Source organism: Pseudarthrobacter sp. MDT1-56 (assembly GCF_059383555.1).
Genome location: NZ_JBWZCK010000004.1, coordinates 89,488 through 108,526, shown reverse-complemented (window position 1 = coordinate 108,526; position 19,039 = coordinate 89,488). Strand labels below are relative to the sequence as shown.

At 64.6% G+C, this 19,039-nt stretch carries 17 protein-coding genes and 2 tRNA genes; 13 read left to right on the top strand and 6 right to left on the bottom strand.

The window, feature by feature from the left end:
- Positions 1-52 precede the first annotated feature (52 nt).
- From gnd to AC50YC_RS07155, 9 genes are all read left to right on the top strand, one after another.
- Positions 53-937, top strand: coding sequence for a phosphogluconate dehydrogenase (NAD(+)-dependent, decarboxylating) (gnd, locus tag AC50YC_RS07195; RefSeq protein WP_494952872.1), 885 nt, complete (start codon positions 53-55; stop codon positions 935-937).
- Between the two features lie 26 nt (positions 938-963).
- Positions 964-2,154 (top strand): DNA replication/repair protein RecF, encoded by a 1,191-nt coding sequence (gene recF, locus AC50YC_RS07190; protein WP_494952871.1) that lies wholly within the window; start codon positions 964-966, stop codon positions 2,152-2,154.
- On the top strand, positions 2,151-2,714 hold the full coding sequence (locus AC50YC_RS07185; RefSeq protein WP_494952870.1) for a DciA family protein: 564 nt from the start codon (positions 2,151-2,153) through the stop codon (positions 2,712-2,714). Before recF ends, AC50YC_RS07185 begins: the two co-directional genes overlap by 4 nt.
- A gap of 422 nt (positions 2,715-3,136) precedes the next feature.
- Positions 3,137-5,221, top strand: coding sequence for a DNA topoisomerase (ATP-hydrolyzing) subunit B (gene gyrB, locus AC50YC_RS07180; RefSeq protein WP_494952869.1), 2,085 nt, complete (start codon positions 3,137-3,139; stop codon positions 5,219-5,221).
- 61 nt (positions 5,222-5,282) lie between these two features.
- A complete protein-coding gene (gene gyrA, locus AC50YC_RS07175) occupies positions 5,283-7,994 on the top strand; it encodes a DNA gyrase subunit A (RefSeq protein WP_494952868.1) in 2,712 nt (903 codons plus the stop codon).
- A complete protein-coding gene (locus tag AC50YC_RS07170; RefSeq protein ID WP_494952867.1) occupies positions 7,991-8,644 on the top strand; it encodes a DUF3566 domain-containing protein in 654 nt (217 codons plus the stop codon). The genes gyrA and AC50YC_RS07170 overlap by 4 nt, the downstream gene beginning before the upstream one ends.
- Before the next feature lie 98 nt (positions 8,645-8,742).
- Positions 8,743-8,816, top strand: a tRNA-Ile gene (locus AC50YC_RS07165).
- Between the two features lie 63 nt (positions 8,817-8,879).
- Positions 8,880-9,002, top strand: coding sequence for a DLW-39 family protein (locus AC50YC_RS07160; RefSeq protein WP_494952866.1), 123 nt, complete (start codon positions 8,880-8,882; stop codon positions 9,000-9,002).
- Positions 9,003-9,075: 73 nt separating this feature from the next.
- Positions 9,076-9,151 (top strand) — tRNA-Ala (locus AC50YC_RS07155).
- Positions 9,152-9,226: 75 nt separating this feature from the next.
- Here AC50YC_RS07155 and AC50YC_RS07150 read toward each other — a convergent pair.
- A complete protein-coding gene (locus AC50YC_RS07150; protein ID WP_494952865.1) occupies positions 9,227-9,595 on the bottom strand; it encodes a cupin domain-containing protein in 369 nt (122 codons plus the stop codon).
- A 117-nt stretch (positions 9,596-9,712) separates the two neighbouring features.
- Here AC50YC_RS07150 and AC50YC_RS07145 point away from each other — a divergent pair, with 117 nt between their 5' ends.
- Positions 9,713-10,627 (top strand): DMT family transporter, encoded by a 915-nt coding sequence (locus tag AC50YC_RS07145; protein ID WP_494952864.1) that lies wholly within the window; start codon positions 9,713-9,715, stop codon positions 10,625-10,627.
- A 34-nt stretch (positions 10,628-10,661) separates the two neighbouring features.
- Here AC50YC_RS07145 and AC50YC_RS07140 read toward each other — a convergent pair whose 3' ends face one another.
- Positions 10,662-11,537: a glycosyltransferase family 2 protein gene (locus AC50YC_RS07140; RefSeq protein WP_494952863.1), complete on the bottom strand. Its 876-nt coding sequence runs from the start codon at positions 11,535-11,537 to the stop codon at positions 10,662-10,664.
- 156 nt (positions 11,538-11,693) lie between these two features.
- On the bottom strand, positions 11,694-12,674 hold the full coding sequence (locus tag AC50YC_RS07135; protein ID WP_494952862.1) for a hypothetical protein: 981 nt from the start codon (positions 12,672-12,674) through the stop codon (positions 11,694-11,696).
- A gap of 155 nt (positions 12,675-12,829) precedes the next feature.
- Between AC50YC_RS07135 and AC50YC_RS07130 the strand changes: the two genes are divergently transcribed.
- Positions 12,830-13,375, top strand: coding sequence for a peptidylprolyl isomerase (locus AC50YC_RS07130; RefSeq protein WP_494952861.1), 546 nt, complete (start codon positions 12,830-12,832; stop codon positions 13,373-13,375).
- Between the two features lie 9 nt (positions 13,376-13,384).
- Positions 13,385-14,266 (top strand): rhomboid family intramembrane serine protease, encoded by an 882-nt coding sequence (locus tag AC50YC_RS07125; protein ID WP_494952860.1) that lies wholly within the window; start codon positions 13,385-13,387, stop codon positions 14,264-14,266.
- Positions 14,267-15,221: 955 nt separating this feature from the next.
- On the opposite strand, the gene AC50YC_RS07120 is transcribed toward AC50YC_RS07125, so the two are convergent.
- Both AC50YC_RS07120 and AC50YC_RS07115 read right to left on the bottom strand, forming a co-directional pair.
- Positions 15,222-15,827: a DNA-3-methyladenine glycosylase I gene (locus tag AC50YC_RS07120; protein ID WP_494952859.1), complete on the bottom strand. Its 606-nt coding sequence runs from the start codon at positions 15,825-15,827 to the stop codon at positions 15,222-15,224.
- Between the two features lie 120 nt (positions 15,828-15,947).
- Positions 15,948-16,202, bottom strand: coding sequence for a cell division protein CrgA (locus tag AC50YC_RS07115; protein WP_354171480.1), 255 nt, complete (start codon positions 16,200-16,202; stop codon positions 15,948-15,950).
- A gap of 214 nt (positions 16,203-16,416) precedes the next feature.
- Here AC50YC_RS07115 and AC50YC_RS07110 point away from each other — a divergent pair, with 214 nt between their 5' ends.
- A complete protein-coding gene (locus tag AC50YC_RS07110; RefSeq protein WP_494952858.1) occupies positions 16,417-17,058 on the top strand; it encodes an aminodeoxychorismate/anthranilate synthase component II in 642 nt (213 codons plus the stop codon).
- 16 nt (positions 17,059-17,074) lie between these two features.
- Here the strand turns inward: AC50YC_RS07110 and pknB are convergent, their stop codons facing one another.
- Entirely contained in the window at positions 17,075-19,036 is a 1,962-nt protein-coding gene (gene pknB, locus AC50YC_RS07105) for a Stk1 family PASTA domain-containing Ser/Thr kinase (protein WP_494952857.1), read from the bottom strand.
- Between the last annotated feature and the right edge of the window lie 3 nt (positions 19,037-19,039).

Genomic DNA, 19,039 nt, shown 5'->3' with positions numbered 1-19,039 from the left:
CTGGCTGACGCCACCACCCGAAACACCCCAGCGCAGAAAAGAGATCATCTAAGTGCACATCGGACTGATCGGCCTTGGAAAAATGGGTTTCAACATGCGCGAACGGCTGCGCAAGGGTGGAATCGACGTCACCGGTTTTGACCGCAACCCGGACGTCACCGACGTCGCCAGCGTGGATGAACTGATCGCCGCCGTGCCGGCCCCGCGCCTGATCTGGGTGATGGTTCCCTCCGGCGAGATCACCGATGCCGTGATCACCGAACTCGGCAGCAAGCTCGATGCCGGCGACCTGGTGATCGACGGCGGCAATTCCCGCTTCACCGAGGACCAGAAACACGGTGCGGCACTGGCGGAAAAGGACATCCGCTTCGCCGACTGCGGTGTTTCCGGCGGCGTCTGGGGCCTGCAGAACGGCTACGGCCTGATGGCCGGCGGGGACGCCGCCGATATCGAACGGGCGATGCCCGTCTTCGACGCACTCCGTCCCGAGGGCGACCGCGCCGACAGCTTCGTGCACGTCGGCGGGGTCGGTGCCGGGCACTACGCCAAAATGGTCCACAACGGCATCGAATACGGGCTCATGCAGGCCTATGCCGAAGGGTACGAACTCCTTGCCGCCAAGGACATCGTCACCGACCTGCCCGGCACGTTCCGCGCCTGGCAGAAGGGAACCGTGGTCCGGTCCTGGCTGCTGGACCTCATGGTCAAGGCCCTCGATGAGGACCCCGGCCTGGAATCGATCGACGACTACGTCGAGGACTCCGGCGAGGGCCGCTGGACGGTGGAAGAAGCAATCGCCAACGCCGTGCCGGCCCCGGCCATCACGGCGGCACTTTTTGCCCGGTTCTCGTCCCGGGAGGACAACTCCCCGGCAATGAAGATGGTTTCCGCGCTGCGTCACCAGTTCGGCGGTCATGCGACCCGTCCGGCCAAGTAGTCCTGCCCTGAAATCCTGAACCCCGCGTGTACCTAGAACAACTTTCGCTCACAGATTTCCGCAGTTACGCCCAGGTGGAGTTGAGCCTGGAGACCGGCGTTACGGTGCTGGTCGGCTCAAACGGCATTGGCAAAACCAACCTGATGGAAGCCATTGGCTACCTGGCCACGCTCAGTTCTCACCGGGTCAGTTCCGACGCCCCGCTGCTGCGGTTCGGCACCGAACGGGCCATGATCCGCGCGAAGCTGGTCCGCGGTGAGCAGTCCACCGTGCTGGAACTGGAAATCAACAGCTCCCGCGCCAACCGCGCCCGGATCAACCGCAGCAATCCGGTGCGGGCGAGGGACATCCTGGGTATCTGCCAGACGGTCCTGTTCGCCCCGGAGGACCTGGCCCTGGTCAAGGGCGATCCGTCCAGCCGGCGACGATTCCTGGATGAGCTCCTGGTCAGCCTCATCCCGCGGCACTCGGCCACCCGCAGTGACTACGACCGGGTACTGAAGCAGCGCAACGCGCTGCTGAAATCCGCCCGCGCCGGGAAATTCAGTTCGGGGCATGAGGCCACCCTGGATGTCTGGGACCAGCACATGGCCCGGGCGGGAGCCGAGCTGTTGCATGCACGGCTCGAACTGGTGGAACGCCTCCGGCCCCACCTCAGGAACGCTTACGCCCAACTCACCGACGGGTCCAAGGAAGCGGGTGCCGTCTACCGCTCAACGCTGCAGGGTGCCGTGGAGGACGACGGCGCGGTATCGGCCGCTGCTGCCGGAGCCGCCGAGGACCTGCGGCCGCTTTCCGTCGACCAACTCACCGAACGCTACGTCCAGGCCTTCGCATCGTCGCGGCGCAAGGAGCTGGAACGTGGGATCTCCCTCGTCGGCCCGCACCGTGACGAGCTCGAACTGGTCCTGGGGGAGGCCCCCGCGAAGGGCTATGCCTCGCATGGCGAAACCTGGTCCATGTGCCTGTCCCTGCGGCTGGCCTCGTACTACGTGATGCTCGACGACGCGCGCACCGGCGGATCCGCTCCCATCCTGATCCTGGACGACGTTTTCGCCGAGCTGGACGTCCAGCGGCGGCGTAAACTGGCGGCAATAGTATCCGGCGCCGAGCAGGTGCTCGTGACTGCCGCCGTCGAGGACGATATCCCATCGGAACTGGCCGGGCGGCGGGTGAAGGTAGTCCCGGGAGGAATCGATGAGCGGGAAGATCGATGAATAAGGATACCGACGGCGGCCTGCAACCGGGCCGCGATCCCGACGATATCGACGCCGCCCAGTCGGCCCTGAACAGGATGCGCGAAGCGGCCGCGTCCCGCGGCGAAATCCGGCGCAAGGCTCCTCCGCGCCCCGGCAGCACCCCGCAGAAGACCGGCCGCAGTTCCGGCGGCACCCGCGGCTTCGGACAATTCCACGGCACCGGCCGGGACCCGATGGGGCTCGGCAAGGTGGTTGGCCGTCTCGTCGCGGAGCGCGGCTGGAGCTCACCGGTCGCCGTTGGCTCGGTGATGGCCGAGTGGGCAACACTCGTGGGGCCGGAGATTTCCGCCCATTGCACCCCGGAAAGCTTCACCGACACGACCCTCCACGTCCGCTGTGATTCCACCGCCTGGGCAACCCAACTGCGCCTGCTCAGCATGAGCCTGCTGGAGAAATTCCGCACCGAACTCGGCGACGGCGTCGTGACCAAGATCCAGGTCCTCGGACCTGCAGCGCCGAGCTGGCGCAAGGGAAGCCGGACCGTCAACGGGCGCGGCCCGCGGGATACCTATGGATGAGTCCGGATTTTCGTGGTTCCCGCCGCACCCGATCTGAAGCACTCCTTGCAAAACTATTGAAAAATCCGCAAATGGCGTGTAGGGCGCTCAGACGCGGCGGAGTCGTATAGGCACCCGCATCCGGTGGTCCTGGAGCCTTGCAGGTATGGCCTGTGGCCTCCCAGCGGTACTTTCCTCCCCGTTTGGCCCCCGGGAATGCGGGTTTCGCCCCTATAACACGGTAGAATCGGGGGTAGATAACTGGGCGCCGGTGAAACGTTGACTGAGTCCGTTTCCGACGCAATATCCGCGTGCGGTAGACGGATCCTCGAGCCAGCAGCACAACCGGTGTCTTCAGCGACGTGCCCGTTGGCAGTAGCTCTTTCCTTTCGGGAGGGGGCAACGGCTGGCCTTTAACGAAAAAAGAGGAGTCGAAAGCGCCTGTGGCTAACGACAATGCAGAGATCCCGGCAGTGGAACCAGTAGTGGCGGGAACGGCGGATACCCCGCCGGAAGCCGCAACTCCCCACGGCTACGGCGCCAGCGACATCACGGTGCTCGAAGGCCTGGAAGCTGTCCGGAAGCGTCCCGGCATGTACATCGGCTCCACCGGGCCGCGCGGTTTGCACCACCTGGTCTATGAAGTCGTGGACAACTCAGTGGACGAGGCCCTGGCCGGGTACTGCACTCACATCGAAATCGTGCTTCAGGCCGACGGCGGGGTCAAAGTGGTCGATAACGGCCGCGGCATTCCGGTTGACATGCACCCGACCGAGCACAAGCCCACCGTGGAGGTCGTTATGACCATCCTGCACGCGGGCGGCAAGTTCGGCGGCGGCGGCTACGCGGTGTCCGGCGGCCTGCACGGCGTTGGCATCTCCGTGGTCAACGCGCTCTCGAGCCGCGTCGACACCGAGGTCCGCCGGCAGGGCCACGTCTGGCGGATGTCCTTCGCTGACGGCGGCAAGCCGCAGGGCGGGCTGGTTCAGGGTGAAGAGACATCTGACACCGGCACCACCCAGACGTTCTACCCGGATGCCGGCATCTTCGAATCCACGGATTTCGATTTCGAAACACTGCGCGCCCGCTTCCAGCAGATGGCCTTCCTGAATAAGGGGCTGCGGATTACGCTCACCGACGAGAGGCGCGCCGCGGAGGAACCGTCCGAGGACGGGGATCTGGACCTCGACGCTATTCCGACCGAAGGTGAAGTACCGGCCGAGTTCCACACCGTCGTGTACCAGTACGACGACGGGTTGCTGGACTACGTCAAACACCTCAACTCCGGCAAGAAGGTCGATGTGGTCCACGAGGACGTCATCGCGTTCGAAACCGAGGACAAGGAACGGCACATCGCCCTGGAAATGGCGATGCAGTGGACCAACGCGTATTCCGAGAGCGTCCACACCTATGCCAATACCATCAACACCCACGAGGGCGGCACGCACGAAGAGGGCTTCCGCGCCGCGATGACTTCGCTGATCAACCGCTATGCGCGGGAGAAGAGCATCATCAAGGAAAAGGATGACAACCTCACCGGTGATGACATCCGCGAAGGCCTCACGGCGGTGATCTCGGTCAAACTGGCCGAGCCGCAGTTCGAGGGCCAGACCAAGACCAAACTCGGCAACTCCGAGGTGAAGGGCTTCGTCCAGCGTGTGGTCACGGACGGACTGGGCGACTGGCTCGAACGCAACCCGGGCCCGGCCCGCGATGTCATCCGCAAGGCCATCTCGGCAGCCCAGGCACGTATGGCAGCGCGCAAGGCCCGCGACAACGCGCGCCGCAAGAGCCCGTTGGAATCGTTTGGTATGCCCGGCAAACTCTCCGACTGCTCTTCGAAGAACCCGGAGAAATGCGAGGTCTACATCGTGGAGGGCGACTCCGCTGGCGGTTCCGCCAAGCGCGGCCGCAACCCGGAAACCCAGGCCATCCTGCCGCTGCGCGGCAAGATCCTGAACGTGGAGCGGGCCCGGCTGGACAAGGCCCTGGGCAACGCCGAGGTCCAGTCCATGATTACCGCTTTCGGCACGGGGATCGGCGAGGACTTCGACCTGAGCAAACTGCGCTACCACAAGATCGTCCTCATGGCCGATGCGGACGTCGACGGCCAGCACATCACCACCCTGCTGATGACCCTGCTGTTCCGCTACATGCGCCCGCTGATCGAGAACGGCTATGTATACCTCGCGCAGCCCCCGCTGTACCGGATCAAGTGGTCCAACGCCCCGCACGACTACGTCTACAGCGACCGGGAACGCGATGCACGGCTGCTGTCCGGCCAGGCCGCAGGCCGCCGGATCCCCAAGGACAACGGCATCCAGCGGTACAAGGGACTCGGTGAGATGGACTACACCGAACTGTGGGACACCACCATGGATCCGGATCACCGCACCCTGCTGCAAGTCACCATGGACGACGCCCTGGCCGCGGACCAGACTTTCTCCACACTCATGGGCGAAGACGTCGAATCGCGCCGAAACTTCATTCAGCAGAACGCCAAGGACGTTCGGTTCCTCGATATCTAGCGGCCACCAAAGCCCTTCATATTCCCGGACTGATATATACCTGAAACGGAAAATATAGACTATGAGTGACGAAACACCAGAAGTTCCGGCCGGCCCGGCCGATGCCGACGCCGTTATCGAGGGCACTGTCCTGGACACCGACGTGCTGACCGACCGCGTCGAACAGGTCGACCTGCAAACGGAAATGCAGCGTTCCTACCTCGACTACGCGATGGCCGTAATTGTGGGCCGGGCCCTTCCGGACGTCCGCGACGGCCTAAAGCCGGTGCACCGCCGGGTGCTCTACGCGATGTTCGACGGCGGCTACCGCCCGGAGCGGTCCTTCAACAAGTGCGCCCGTGTGGTCGGCGAAGTCATGGGCCAGTACCACCCGCACGGTGACACGGCCATCTACGATGCGCTGGTCCGCCTGATCCAGGACTGGACCATGCGCTACCCGCTGGCGCTGGGTCAGGGCAACTTCGGTTCTCCCGGCAACGACGGTGCTGCTGCACCGCGGTACACCGAAACGAAGATGGCCCCGCTGGCCATGGAAATGGTCCGCGACATCGACGAGGAAACCGTTGACTTCCAGGACAACTACGACGGCAAGAACCAGGAACCCACCATCCTGCCGGCGCGTTTCCCCAACCTCCTGGTCAACGGCTCCTCGGGCATCGCCGTCGGCATGGCCACCAACATTCCGCCGCACAACCTCCGCGAGGTCGCCGACGGCGTGCAGTGGTACCTGTCCAACCCGACCGCAAGCCGCGAAGAACTGCTCGAAGAGCTGATCGTCCGCATCAAGGGACCCGACTTCCCGACCGGCGCCACCATCCTGGGACACAAGGGGATCGAGGACGCGTACCGCACGGGCCGCGGCTCGATCACCATGCGTGCCGTCGTCAACGTGGAGGAACTCCAGGGCCGCACCTGCCTGGTGGTCACGGAGCTGCCTTACCAGGCCAACCCGGACAACCTGGCGATCAAGATTGCGGAACTCGTCAAGGACGGCAAGATTTCCGGCATCGCGGACCTCCGCGATGAAACCTCGGGACGCACCGGCCAGCGCTTGGTCATCGTGCTCAAGCGCGACGCCGTCGCCAAGGTCGTGCTGAACAACCTCTACAAGCACACCCAGCTGCAGGACAACTTCGCAGCGAACATGCTGGCGATCGTCGACGGCGTGCCCCGCACGCTGAGCCTGGATGCGTTCATCCGCCACTGGGTCACCCACCAGATGGATGTCATTGCACGCCGCACCCGCTACCGCCTCCGCAAGGCCGAGGAAGAAGCGCACATCCTGCGCGCCCTCCTCAAGGCGCTCGACGCGCTCGACGAAGTCATCGCGCTGATCCGGGCCTCAAACACCACCGAAGCGGCCCGCGACGGCCTCATGCAGCTCCTCGACATCGATGAACTCCAGGCCCGCGCCATCCTCGACATGCAGCTGCGCCGGCTCGCGGCACTGGAACGCCAGAAGATCCAGGACCGCCACTCCGAACTCGAAGCCCTGATCGCCGAGTACAACTCGATCCTGGCCTCCGAGGAACGCCAGCGCGCGATCATCAGCACCGAACTGGGCGAAATCGTGGCCAAACACGGGGATGACCGCCGCACCAAGGTGCTGCTGGGCTTCGACGGCGACATGTCGATGGAGGACCTGATCCCCGAAGAGGAAATGGTCGTCACGATCACCCGCGGCGGCTACGTCAAGCGAACCCGCAGCGACAACTACCGCTCGCAGCAGCGCGGCGGCAAGGGCATCAAGGGCGCGCAGCTGCGCGGCGACGACGTCGTCGAGCACTTCTTCGTCACCACCACCCACCACTGGCTGCTCTTCTTCACGAACCTTGGCCGGGTGTACCGGGCGAAGGCGTACGAACTCGTGGAAGCCGGACGCGACGCCAAGGGCCAGCACGTGGCGAACCTGCTCGCATTCCAGCCGGACGAACACATCGCCCAGGTGCTGGATCTGCGGGACTACCAGCAGTCGCCGTACCTGGTCCTGGCCACCAAACGCGGTCTGGTGAAGAAGACCCGCCTCGAGGACTACGACACCAACCGCTCCGCAGGCGTCATCGCGATCAACCTCCGCGACGGCGACGAGCTGGTCTCCGCACAGCTGGTCTCGGAGACGGATGACCTGATGCTCGTCTCCCGCATGGGCCAGTCGATCCGCTTCACCGCAACCGATGAGGCCCTGCGCCCGATGGGCCGGGCAACCTCCGGTGTCACCGGAATGAAGTTCCGCGAGGACGACGAACTGCTGGCCGCCGACGTGGTCACGGACGGTTCCTTCGTGTTCGTCGTCACCGAGGGCGGCTACGCCAAACGCACCGCGGTGGAGGAATACCGCCTCCAGGGCCGCGGCGGCCTCGGCATCAAGGTCGGCAAATACCAGGAGGAGCGCGGCCACCTCGTGGGCGCCCTGATCGTCCAAGCGGAAGACGAGGTCCTGGTGGTCATGGAAGGCGGCAAGGTGGTCCGTTCCTCCGTGGCCGGAGTGCCGGCCAAGGGACGCGACACCATGGGTGTTATCTTCGCCAAGCCGGACAAGAACGACCGCATCATCGAGGTGGCGCGCAACAGCGAACGAGGCCTCGAAACCGACGAACCACTCGACGACGATGCTGCCGAAAGTCAGGCATCGGCGGCGGATGACGTAACGTTGGCTGAAAATAACGGATCACATGATGGGTCCGCAGCGGAAGAATCAGCACCGGCCCCGGAGTCAGATGAGTCATCAGGCAATGCCGAGCTGGACGAAGACAATACCGGAGGTAACGAGTGAGTAATTCCGACTCATATCCCAAGCCGAACAGCGGCGTTCCCGGCGGAGTGCGGCAGCCTGCTGCCGCTCCGCGGGTAGGCGCGCCGTCCCGTCCCGAGCAGCGCCCGGGGGTGGCAGGCGGTCCCAATGGTTCCGCTCAGCGCCCGCAGGTGCCTGGCCAGCGTCCGGCCACGCAGGGACGCCCGGTCGCTCCCGGGCAGCGCCCGGCCACCCCCGGACAACGCCCGGACCAGAACCGTCCGGGCCAGAGCACCTCGGGGCTGATTAAGCCGGCCCCCAAGGCCAAGGTCCGCCGCGCCCGCCTGCTGGTGAGCAAAGTGGATCCCTGGTCCGTGCTGAAGATGGCCTTCCTGCTCTCGGTAGCGCTGGGCATCGTGACAGTTGTGGCCGCGATTGTGCTCTGGACGGTGCTGGATCTGACCGGAATCTTCGACCAGGTCGACGGTCTGCTCGGCACCCTGGCCGGTTCCGAGGGCGGTGGCTTCGAATTGAAGAAGGTCGCCTCGCTGGGACAGGTGGCATCCTTTGCCACGATCATCGCCGTCATCAACGTCGTCCTGCTGACGGCGCTCTCGATGCTCTCGGCCGTGCTCTACAACATCTCGGCCACCCTGGTGGGCGGCATCGGTGTCACCCTCACGGACGACTAAATCCCATAGTTTTCCCGGATTTTTCCCGGGGAAATGCCTCGATTTGAGATCGGGCCGGGATGTGCTGTAAAGTCGTATCTCGGCCCGATGAGGCATCGGGGCGTATAGCTCAGGCGGTTAGAGCGCTTCGCTGATAACGAAGAGGTCCCAGGTTCAAGTCCTGGTACGCCCACGGAATCTGTACGGATTCAAGTGGAGGTTCGGTGATATTTGTTTATCGCCGGATCGGAACGGGGTGAATGTGAAGAAGTTGCTCGTTGTTGCAGCTACGATCGCAGGCGTCCTGCTCTACAAGAAAGTGCAGGAATCCGAGGCCCGGAAAACTGTCTGGAGCGAATCAACCGATACGGTTGACTAGCCCGGACTCCCCGGAACGGGAGCTGGAAATCAGCTCCTCGGACTAGGGTATGATTGTCGGGTTGCTTCTTATGGGGGGCATGGCGCAATTGGTAGCGCACCTGCTTTGCAAGCAGGGGGTTCGGGGTTCGAGTCCCCGTGCCTCCACCATAGGAAAGGCCCCGGATCGCGGAAACGCGGTCCGGGGCCTTTTGCATGCCCAGCTGGTAGCCGGGGAATTACTCCTCATTCCTTGGGCTTCGCGTAGTCGCTCATGCCCTGCCAGTCGATGAAGACGTACGGTTCGTCGCCGACAACCCACGCGTCGTGCCCCGGCGGGATGATGCCGAAGTCACCCGGGCCGAACTCGTTCTCCTCGCCGTTGTCCATCAGGACCTTGAGGCGGCCCGAGATGGTGTACCCCTTGTGGGCAACCATGCAGCTCTCTGTCTGGGCGATCGGCTTGACGTGCAACGACCACTTCCAGCCCGGCAGGAACGTCACCCGTGCCACGGCATCGGCGTCCAGATTGACGATCTCCACCTGACCCATGCCGTCCTTGACGGGGCGGGTCTCCTCCGGATGGTCCAGGCTCTTGCGGATGGTTGAAGCCATAATGGTCTCCTTTGTGGATGATTGTGAGACCGGATTTAAGACTGGCACCACCGCCTGCCACGGTCAAGGATGCATCAGCAACAGGTGGCAGCAGCGAGCCCACACTACTGTTGGACCGTGAACTTCTTCCTCGCCGCCCTGGGCGTCCTCGGCGTGGCCTCGTCCGGGCCGCTCATTGCCGCCACCCTGGGTGCCACCTCCGTCAGCGCCCTGGCGATCGCCTTCTGGCGCAACGCCATCGGATCAGTCGTTATGGCCGGCCCGGTATTGGTCCGGAACCCCCGCCAGTTCGGCCGGGTTACCGGCCGCGAATTTCGCTGGTCCCTGGCGGCGGCCGTCGCCCTGGCGCTGCACTTCGCCTGCTTCATCACCTCACTGCAGTTAACCTCGGTCGCGGCAGCCACCGCCCTCGTTTGCCTGCAGTCCGGCTGGATCGCCGTCTTCCAGCTCTTCCGGGGGGTCAAACACCGCTGGCCGGTCCTGGTGGGCCTGGGGATCGCGTTTGGCGGTGTCGTCGCCATTACCGGGTTCGACATGGGTACCTCGCCGGAGGCGCTGCTGGGCGACCTGCTCGCGGTGGCGGGCGGCGCCCTGGCCGGTGTCTACACGCTGGCCGGCGGCAAAGCGCGGCAGACCATGGGGACGGGCGTCTACACCACCCTGTGCTACGGGATGTGCGCGGCCGTCGTGGCGGTGCTGGCATTGTTCTCGCAGCAGCCGCTGGCAGGTTTTGAGGCTGCCGGCTGGATTGGCATCCTGGCGATCACGGTGTGCGCCCAGCTGATCGGTCACACTGCCTTCAACCACCTGCTCGCCACCATGAGTCCGCTGCTGGTGTCCATGATCATCCTGCTGGAGATTCCGGGGGCCGCGCTGCTCGCCGCAGCGTTCCTGGCGGAGACCCTGCCGGCAGGAACCTACGCAGGCCTGGCGATGATCCTCGTGGGGCTCGCCGTCGTCGTCCTGGGGCAGCGCAGTTCACGCACCGGGTGGCGCACTGCAGCCGGACTGGCGGAGCTGGGTACGGATTGACGACGACGGCGGGCGGCGCCGTCAGCGCTGGGGATTACTGGCCGCCGCGGCGGGCGGGCTGGGCCGTGTTGACGGTGTGGATCGCGCGCAGCAGTTTGGCCGGGAAGTACACCGAGAAGAAGACCACCATGGGGGCCTTGAGCGCCATCTTCTTGACGTTGTGGGCCTTGTAGGTGCGGTCGAAACGCGTCACGTAGTAGCGGTAGTCCCGGGGCGAGTCCTCCAGCCGGCGTGCGGACATGCCGGAGACCATCTGCGGCCAGTACTGGATCCGGAGGTCGTGGTCGGCCAGGTGCAGGGACAGATCGATGTCCTCGTGCATCTCGTCCTTCTCATCCCGGCACGTCTCGGTCCGGATGATTTCCCAGGCGGAGCGTCGGAGGGCCATATTGGAGCCGAAGAGAAAGTGGTACTGGTGCTTGGCCAGCTTGAGCATCAGCTGGCGCATCTTGTCGTCGGCTTTGAGGCCGAAGCGCCGCATCGGCATATCGTAGTAGACCACCGGCCCGGTCGCAGCGTGGACGGACTTGTCCCGGAAGGCCTTCTGCACCTGTTCAACCCAGTCGGGTTCCAGGACGGAATCGGCATCGATCCGGCCCAGGATGTCCCCGGTGGCATGGTCGAGGCCGAAATTGCGGGTGGGGATCAGGCCCTGGTCCCGGTCCTGGCTGAGCAGGATGATGGGGCTCTCCGGGTATTCCAGTTGCATCTGCCGGACGATGTCGGCCGTGCGGTCCTTGGACATGTTGTCGACGACGATGATCTCGTGTGCCGGGACAGACTGGTACACGGCGGCAATGAGACACTGCCGGATGACGCTTTCCTCGTTGTAGGCCGGGATGACAATAGACACAGCCGGTGTGTGCACAGCATCGAGTAAGGCATCCTCAGAGGATTTTTCGGGTGACATCCCCCCAAATTTAGCACCAACGCGGTTTTTCGAGTCCGGCGCCGGGCGGTGCCCCGGCTACAAACTGGTAAACATCGGGTGCAAAAAGGGAGGGATCCCGCCACAATGGCGGAATCCCTCCCTTTAGCGGCTGCCCGCAGGCCGCCGGCGGTCTGCTTAGCTGCCGGTGGTCTTGTCCGTGCCGTTGTTGCGGCTCGCGGCGATGTTCCGGACAGCGGTCTTCGCATCGGTGGCAACCTTGGCGGAAGCGTCCTTGATGTCCTCAACAGCGTCCTCGGCCGCGTGCTTGGCCTTGTCCGCGGCTTCGTCGGCGGACTCGGCAGCGTCAGCCGACGCGTCAGCAGCGGTGTCGGCGGCGGCAACCGTGGCGGCGCCGGCCTGACCGGCAGCTTCCTTGGCGGAATCCTTGACGTCGTTGACGGTGGTGGCCGGAACGGGTGCCGGCGTGACCGGAGCCGGCGTCTTCCAGGGGTCCTCGACCGGCCTGGAAGCCCGCCAGGCGGCAACACCGGCGGCAACTGCCGCGGCGATGATACCGAAGATCAACAGCCCGCGGTGCTTGGGCTTCTGCTTCTTGACCAGCTCACCGCTGACGGCCTTGCTCGCCTTGTTCGCGGCGACCTTGACGTGGCTTCCCGCGGCCTTCGCCTGTTCCTGAACGGAGTGGATGATTCCCGCTTCGCCGAGCCGCTGGGCAACCGCATCCACATGCGCCGGAGCGCTCTGGAGCGTACGGTGCACGGCGTCGGACGCGTGGCCGATCTGATCCGAAAGCTTCGGCAGGTACTCCACGACCACGAGGTCGCGCGCGTTTGCGATCACCGGCGTCGCCTTGTCCAGTGCCTCGTGCAGGCGCGGGGTGGCGCTGTCAACGGCGTCGTTGATCCTTGGTGCGAGGTGGGCGAGCCCGTCCTGGAGACGCGGGGTCACCGTCGCCACGCCATCGGCGAGATTGTGGGCCGCCGACTTGAGCCCCTCCTGGATCTTGGGAGAAGCGGTATCCAGGCCCTGCTGCAGACGCGGAACGGCCCAGTTGACTGCGGCTTCAACCCGCGGCGTTGCCCAGTCCTTGGCGGTCTCTACTCCGGTGCTGACTGAATGCTCCAGCTCACGGGCAATACGGTCCGTTTTCTTCACAACTACCTCCCGATTAATGTGACGGTTCTGCAGTTAGCCTACGTGTCCCAGACCTCACGGGCTATTCTTCAAGCCGATTTTGGGCCGATTTCACCCAGCGCGGAACTGGCGGACCGGCCCGGTGTGTGATGGCCTCTCATGGAAGAATAGGGCCTATGACTGCCATCGCAACTGCAAAAGCAACCATCCACACGAGCATGGGCGACATTGTCGTCAACCTCTTCGGCAACCACGCCCCCAAGACCGTCGAGAACTTCGTCGGACTGGCAACGGGCGAGAAGGCCTGGACCCACCCGGAGTCCGGCGAGGACAAGACCGGGACGCCGCTCTATGACGGCACCATCTTCCACCGCATCATCAAGGACTTCATGATCCAGGCGGGCGATCCCCTGGGCCGTGGCGTGGGCGGACCGGGCTACAAGTTCGACGACGAAATCCACCCGGAGCTGACCTTCAACGAGCCCTACAAGCTGGCCATGGCGAACGCCGGCATCCAGATGGGCCGCGGCACCAACGGGTCGCAGTTCTTTATCACCACCATCCCCACCGGCTGGCTGCAGGGCAAGCACAGCATCTTCGGCGAGGTGGCGGACGATGATTCCAAGAAGGTTGTCGACGCCATCGAGGGTGTCCGCACCGGTGCGGGCGACCGTCCGGTCGAGGACGTCACCATCAACAGCATTGACGTAGAAAAGCTCTAAGCCCAGCGCATGAGCTACGGAATTCCGGCGGCAGAGCCGTCCGCGGAGATCCCGGTGTGCCCCCGGCACCCGGACAGGCCCGCCTATGTGCGCTGCCAGCGTTGCGGGCGCCCCGCGTGCCCCGACTGCCAGCGGGCGGCCGCCGTCGGATTCCAATGCGTTGACTGTGTCAACGAAACGAAACGCACCACACCGGACGTCAAGACCGTCTACGGCGGCGCCGTGACCTTGGGCAAGCCTGTGGTCACGCTTTCCCTCATCGGGCTGTGTGCCCTGGTCTTTGTGTTTCAGTGGCTGGTTCCCAACGATTGGATCTACCGGAACCTGGCCTTCGCCACCGTCTTCGCCAGCCCGGAGTCCGGGGTCTTCGAGCCTTGGCGGATGGTGACGTCCGCCTTCCTTCATTCGCAGGGTTTCATCCTCCACATCGTGCTCAATATGTACATGCTGTGGGTGTTTGGCCAGGCACTCGAACCGCTCCTGGGACGAATCAGATTCCTGGCGGTGTATTTGCTGTCCGCCTTTGGCGGTTCGGTCGGCTATCTGCTGCTGACACCGGGATACGTCGCGGGCCAGCAGCTGAGCGGAGTTGTCGGCGCTTCGGGCGCCATCTTCGGGCTCTTCGGAGCCATGCTGGTGGTCCAACGCCGCCGCGGCGGCGACACCAGGCAACTCTGGGTGCTGATCCTTATTAACGGCGCCATCGGCTTTGTGGTCCCCTCGATCGCCTGGCAGGCGCACCTGGGTGGGGCCGTCACCGGTGCCCTGTGTGCTGCCGTACTGGCGTACACACCCCGCGGCCCGCGCCAGGGCCTGCTGCAGGCCGCCGGTCTGGTGTTGGTCTTCGCCCTATTGGTCGCCGTCTCCGCCCTCCGGGTCGCCAGCGCCTGACCCCGCGGGCCCACCCCTGCCGTGCCGCACCTGACGGTCACGCCGGCCTGCCGCGCCGCACCTGACGGTCACGCCCCCTGCCGCGCCGCACCTGACGGTCCAGCCCCCTGCCGCGCCTCTCGCGCGGACCCTCGTCCTGGGGTTTCCCACAGCGTGGTCCCGTTTTCCACAGCGCAACACGCCCGCGCATGCTTTGTGCACTCTCACCAGCAGTCGGCGGGAACCGCAAGAAGACCCGCCCACCGGTCGAACCGGAAAGTTGTCCACAGGGTTTATCCACACTGTTGGTAACTTACACGTCTGTAGTTCAGGCGGTCGTCCCGGATCTGACGGCCACACCGGGCGATTCCTCGCCGGAGCCCTTTGCGATCTCCACAAATGTGGATAACTCCTGTGGGCAGCCCTGTGGTTAAGTGGACAACTTCCCCGGGAATCCACGCTGGTGCGCTGGGGGCGCCTGCGTGGTCGAACAAGCGATGCCGATGCCCAAGGCCGTCCCCGGGTCGGTTCCGGGATCAAATCTGATTTCAACAGGGTTATTCACAATGTTAATAACTTGTGGGTTGCAGTAATGTGGCCAGAATCAGCGCCAGCTGGGGCCGAACCCCTCGGAACCTGTCTCAAACCGCTCAGTTATCCCCAGGTGTGGATAAGTTGTGGGTACCGCAGTGTTGTTAAGTGGATAACTCGGCCGGGTGGCTGGAGGCGCTGAACAGGCGCGGCCGTCTCCGCGTGACGCTTCCCTCTTCCGGCAACGGGGAACATCCTCCGAAGTTATCCACAGGGAATCCACACTGTTAATAACTTACAACCCCGTAATTCTCCGCCGAGCCTTCTTTGGAGGGTCATTCTGAGCGCCATAACGCGCAGGAAAGGCCCGCTCAGGATCGAAACCCCTGCAAAGTTATCAACACTGTGGATAACTCAAAACCCGGAGTTGTGCACAGTAGGAGCCTCAGCGTGGCCAGATTCCGGAGGTTCCCCTGCGGTGGCTGTCCAGCAGATGGGTGTCAATCATCCCGATGGCTTCCATCAGTGCGTACATCGTGGTGGGTCCGACGAACGCGAAGCCCCGCTTCCGCAAGGCCTTGGACAGGGCGATCGACTCGGCCGAGGTCGTGGGGATTTCCTCAGGGGACCTCGGCTCGGGAGTGGACTCCGGCTGGAAGGCCCACACGAAGTCAACAAGCCCGCCATCCTGCCGCAGATCCAGGGTGGCCTGGGCGTTGGTGATGGCGGCCCGGATCTTCAGCCGGTTTCGTACGATGCCGGCGTCGAGGAGGAGGCGGTCAACATCGGCGTCGGTGAACGCGGCCACCGTCTCGGGATGGAAGTCGTGGAATGCAGCCCGAAATGCCGGCCGTTTCCGGAGAATCGTCGCCCAGGAGAGTCCTGCCTGGAAAGCCTCGAGGCTGATGCGCTCGTACAGGCCCTGCTCGTCGCGGACGGGAAGTCCCCACTCGGTGTCGTAGTACTCGCGCAGCATCGGATCCACGGCCGCCCACGGGGGCCGGGCCAGGCCGTCGTCGCCGATTACCGGTCCGGTTAGTGCCGGGGCCATCTGGACTCCTTCGCTTGCGTTGTTCTTCAGCTCCAGCATTATCTTCCCCTCGGAGGACACGGCGTTAACGCGAAAGACCGGCACACAGGGTGTACCGGTCTTCGTAACGTGCTGCGGCGTTCAGGAACGCCAGCGGGTGGTCATCAGGAAGCCAATGATGGCAATGCCGAAGCCGGCGATGATATTGCCGGATCCCCAAGCGGCGACGGGAAGTGTGCCTTCGCTGATGTAGAAGGTGATGATCCACAGCAGACCAATGATCATCAGGCCGAACATCACCGGCTTGAACCAGACCGGGTTGGGCTTATTGGCCTGCGCGGCGGAAGTCTGCGGCGTTTCGTGGGCAGTCCGTTTGCGGCGCTTTGACTCGGGCACGGGTCCTCCTAGGCGGCTGGACCAGGAGCGGGACCCTGGCTTGATATCCTGCAAGAAGGAATACCCCGGCGGTCAGCGCTCTTGGTCACGTTGAAGTTCTTATTCGGAGCCAATTCTAGCCGTAGTTCACACCACGGGGATGTCCGCCGCGAATGTCCGGAATGGCACGATTCACCCTGTTCTCTGTTTCAACGATTGGTTCAGCAAGGCACCCATGAGCACAACCAAGATTCTCGTCGTCGACAACTACGACAGCTTTGTGTACACCCTGGTGGGATACCTCCAGGAACTCGGCGCCGAGACCACGGTGGTCCGCAACGACGATGTCACCCTGGCCGAGGCAATCGACCTGGCGGAGGCACGCGACGGCGTCCTCATCTCCCCTGGCCCCGGGAACCCCGCGGGCGCCGGCGTCTGCATCGAGCTGATCAAGTGGTGCGGCAGCCACAACAAACCCATGCTTGGGGTCTGCCTGGGACACCAGGCCCTGGCCGAGGCCTACGGGGGAACCGTCACGCACGCGCCCGAGCTGATGCACGGCAAAACGTCCCTCGTGGAGCATCACGGCACCAGCGTGTTCGCCGGGCTGCCTTCGCCTTTCACCGCGACCCGCTACCACTCCCTCGCCGCCGTGCGTGAGAGCATCCCGGAGATCCTGGAGATCACCGCGGAGACGGGAAGCGGAGTGGTTATGGGGCTCCAGCACCGCAGTGCCCCCCTTTGCGGAGTGCAGTTCCACCCTGAGTCCGTGCTCACCGAAGGCGGCTACCAGATGCTCGGGAACTGGCTGGAGTCGCTCGGTATGGCCGGCGCTGCCCAGCGTGCCGCCTCGCTAAGCCCGCTTATCAAGCACTAAGCCCGCCCCGGAACGCTCAGTCGCCCTTGTCGCCCTTGGTGGACGTCGGGGTCGGGGTCGGCGTGGGTGTGGGTGTGGGGCTTGGTGGCGGGGGCGGAGCCTTGGCCACGGTGACGGTCACCGTCTTGCCCTGTTCCACCAGCGCCTCCGCAGGGTCGGACTGTCCGGTGACCTTACCCGGTTCGACCTGGGAGTTTTCGACTTCCGTGGCGGTCATGCCCAAGCCCAGCGCCTTCAGGGCGGCTTCAGCCTCGGCTTGAGGAAGCCCGACGAGCTGGGGAACCACCACCTTGCCGGTGGAAACGATAATTTCGACGATGCTGCCGGTGGGTACGTTCTGGCCCGGCGCCGGGTTGGTAGTGATCACGATGCCGGCCGGGACCGTGGGACTGTTGGCCATGGTGGTACCCGGCGCTCCGGCGAGACCGTTCTGGCGCAACATATCGCGCGCGGCAGCCTCCGTGCGTCCCGGCAGGTCGGCGGGGATGGTGATGACGCTGGGGCCCTCAGAGATGTTGAGCGTAATGTCGGAATTCGGGTCCAGCGAGCTCCCCGTGGCCGGGACGGTACCGATCGCGATGCCCTTGGCAACGGTTTCGTGCTGCATCCGGCTGAGCTGGGGTTTCAGCCCTACATTGTAGAGCTTCTGGAGGGCCTCGGTCTCGGTCAGTGATGTCACCGACGGCACCAGCACTTTAGCGATCGGGGGCGGCGGCTGGTTCATCATGTTGTATAGCCACAGGCCGCCTCCTGCCAGCACCAGGACGGTGACGAGCATCAGGGCGGTGATCCACGTCCGACGCCGGGACTTCTGACGCGGAGTGTGCTCGCGTTCGGGCGGCAGGACCAGCGGCAGGCTTCCGGTATCAGCGGCGCCGTAGACGACACCGTGGGCCATCAGGGCGTTCTCATCGTCAGCCGGGGTCTCCAGCACGGGCCGGAGCCGGCCGGTGGGGGTCTCATCGAGGAATTTCGCGCCGGTCACGGAGAAGGCCGCAGTCGGGGTGCCGTCCGGGGTCGGGACCGTGTTATTGGGGTCGGTGGGAGCTTCACTCGCGGCCGGCGCGGTGACGCCGACTCCGCTCCGCGCAGCCCGGAGGGCACGGCGGAACGCTGCGGCATCCTGGAAGCGGTCCGCGCGGTTCTTCTGCAGCGCCTTCATCAGCACGCTGTCCAGTGCTTCGGAGACGTCAGGATTCAGGCTGCTGGCCAGTTCGGGGATCTCTCGCACATGCTGGTAGGCCACCGAGACGGGGCTGTCCCCGATGAAGGGCGGCCGGCCCGCCAGCATCTCGTACAGCAGGCAGCCGGCGGAGTAGAGGTCACTGCGGGCATCGACGGTCTCACCGCGGGCCTGTTCCGGTGACAGATACTGGGCAGTGCCCACCACGGCCTGGGTTTGGGTCATGGTCGCTGCCGAGTCCGCCATGGCGCGGGCAATCCCGAAGTCCATCACCTTGACGCTGTTGGAGTCCGGGCAGAACATCACATTGGCGGGTTTGATGTCGCGGTGAACAATACCGGCCTTGTGGCTGTAATCCAGCGCCGCGAGCACCCCAAGGGTGAAGTCGATCGCTTGGTCGATGCTGACTTCCTTGGCCCGGATCAGGTCCCGGATCGTCTTGCCGGAGACAAACTCCATCACGATGTACGGCACCCGGACGGTGTCCTCGTGGTCGCCGGGGACGGCGTGGTCCCCGGTGTCGTAGATGGCCACGATCGAGGGATGGTTCAGCGCGGCGACGGCCTGCGCTTCGCGTTTGAACCTGGCCTGGAACTGGGGGTCCCGGGCCAGGTCCGGACGGAGCAGCTTAACTGCCACGGTGCGTCCCAGCCGGGTGTCGAGGCCGCGGAAGACGTCGGCCATGCCGCCGCGGCCGATCAGCTCACCCAGCTCATAGCGTCCGCTGAGGACGCGCTGCGTGTTCACGGGGCCGCGGTCCTCCCGGTGCGATGGGGTGCGGGGTGAAGTGGGCATGGT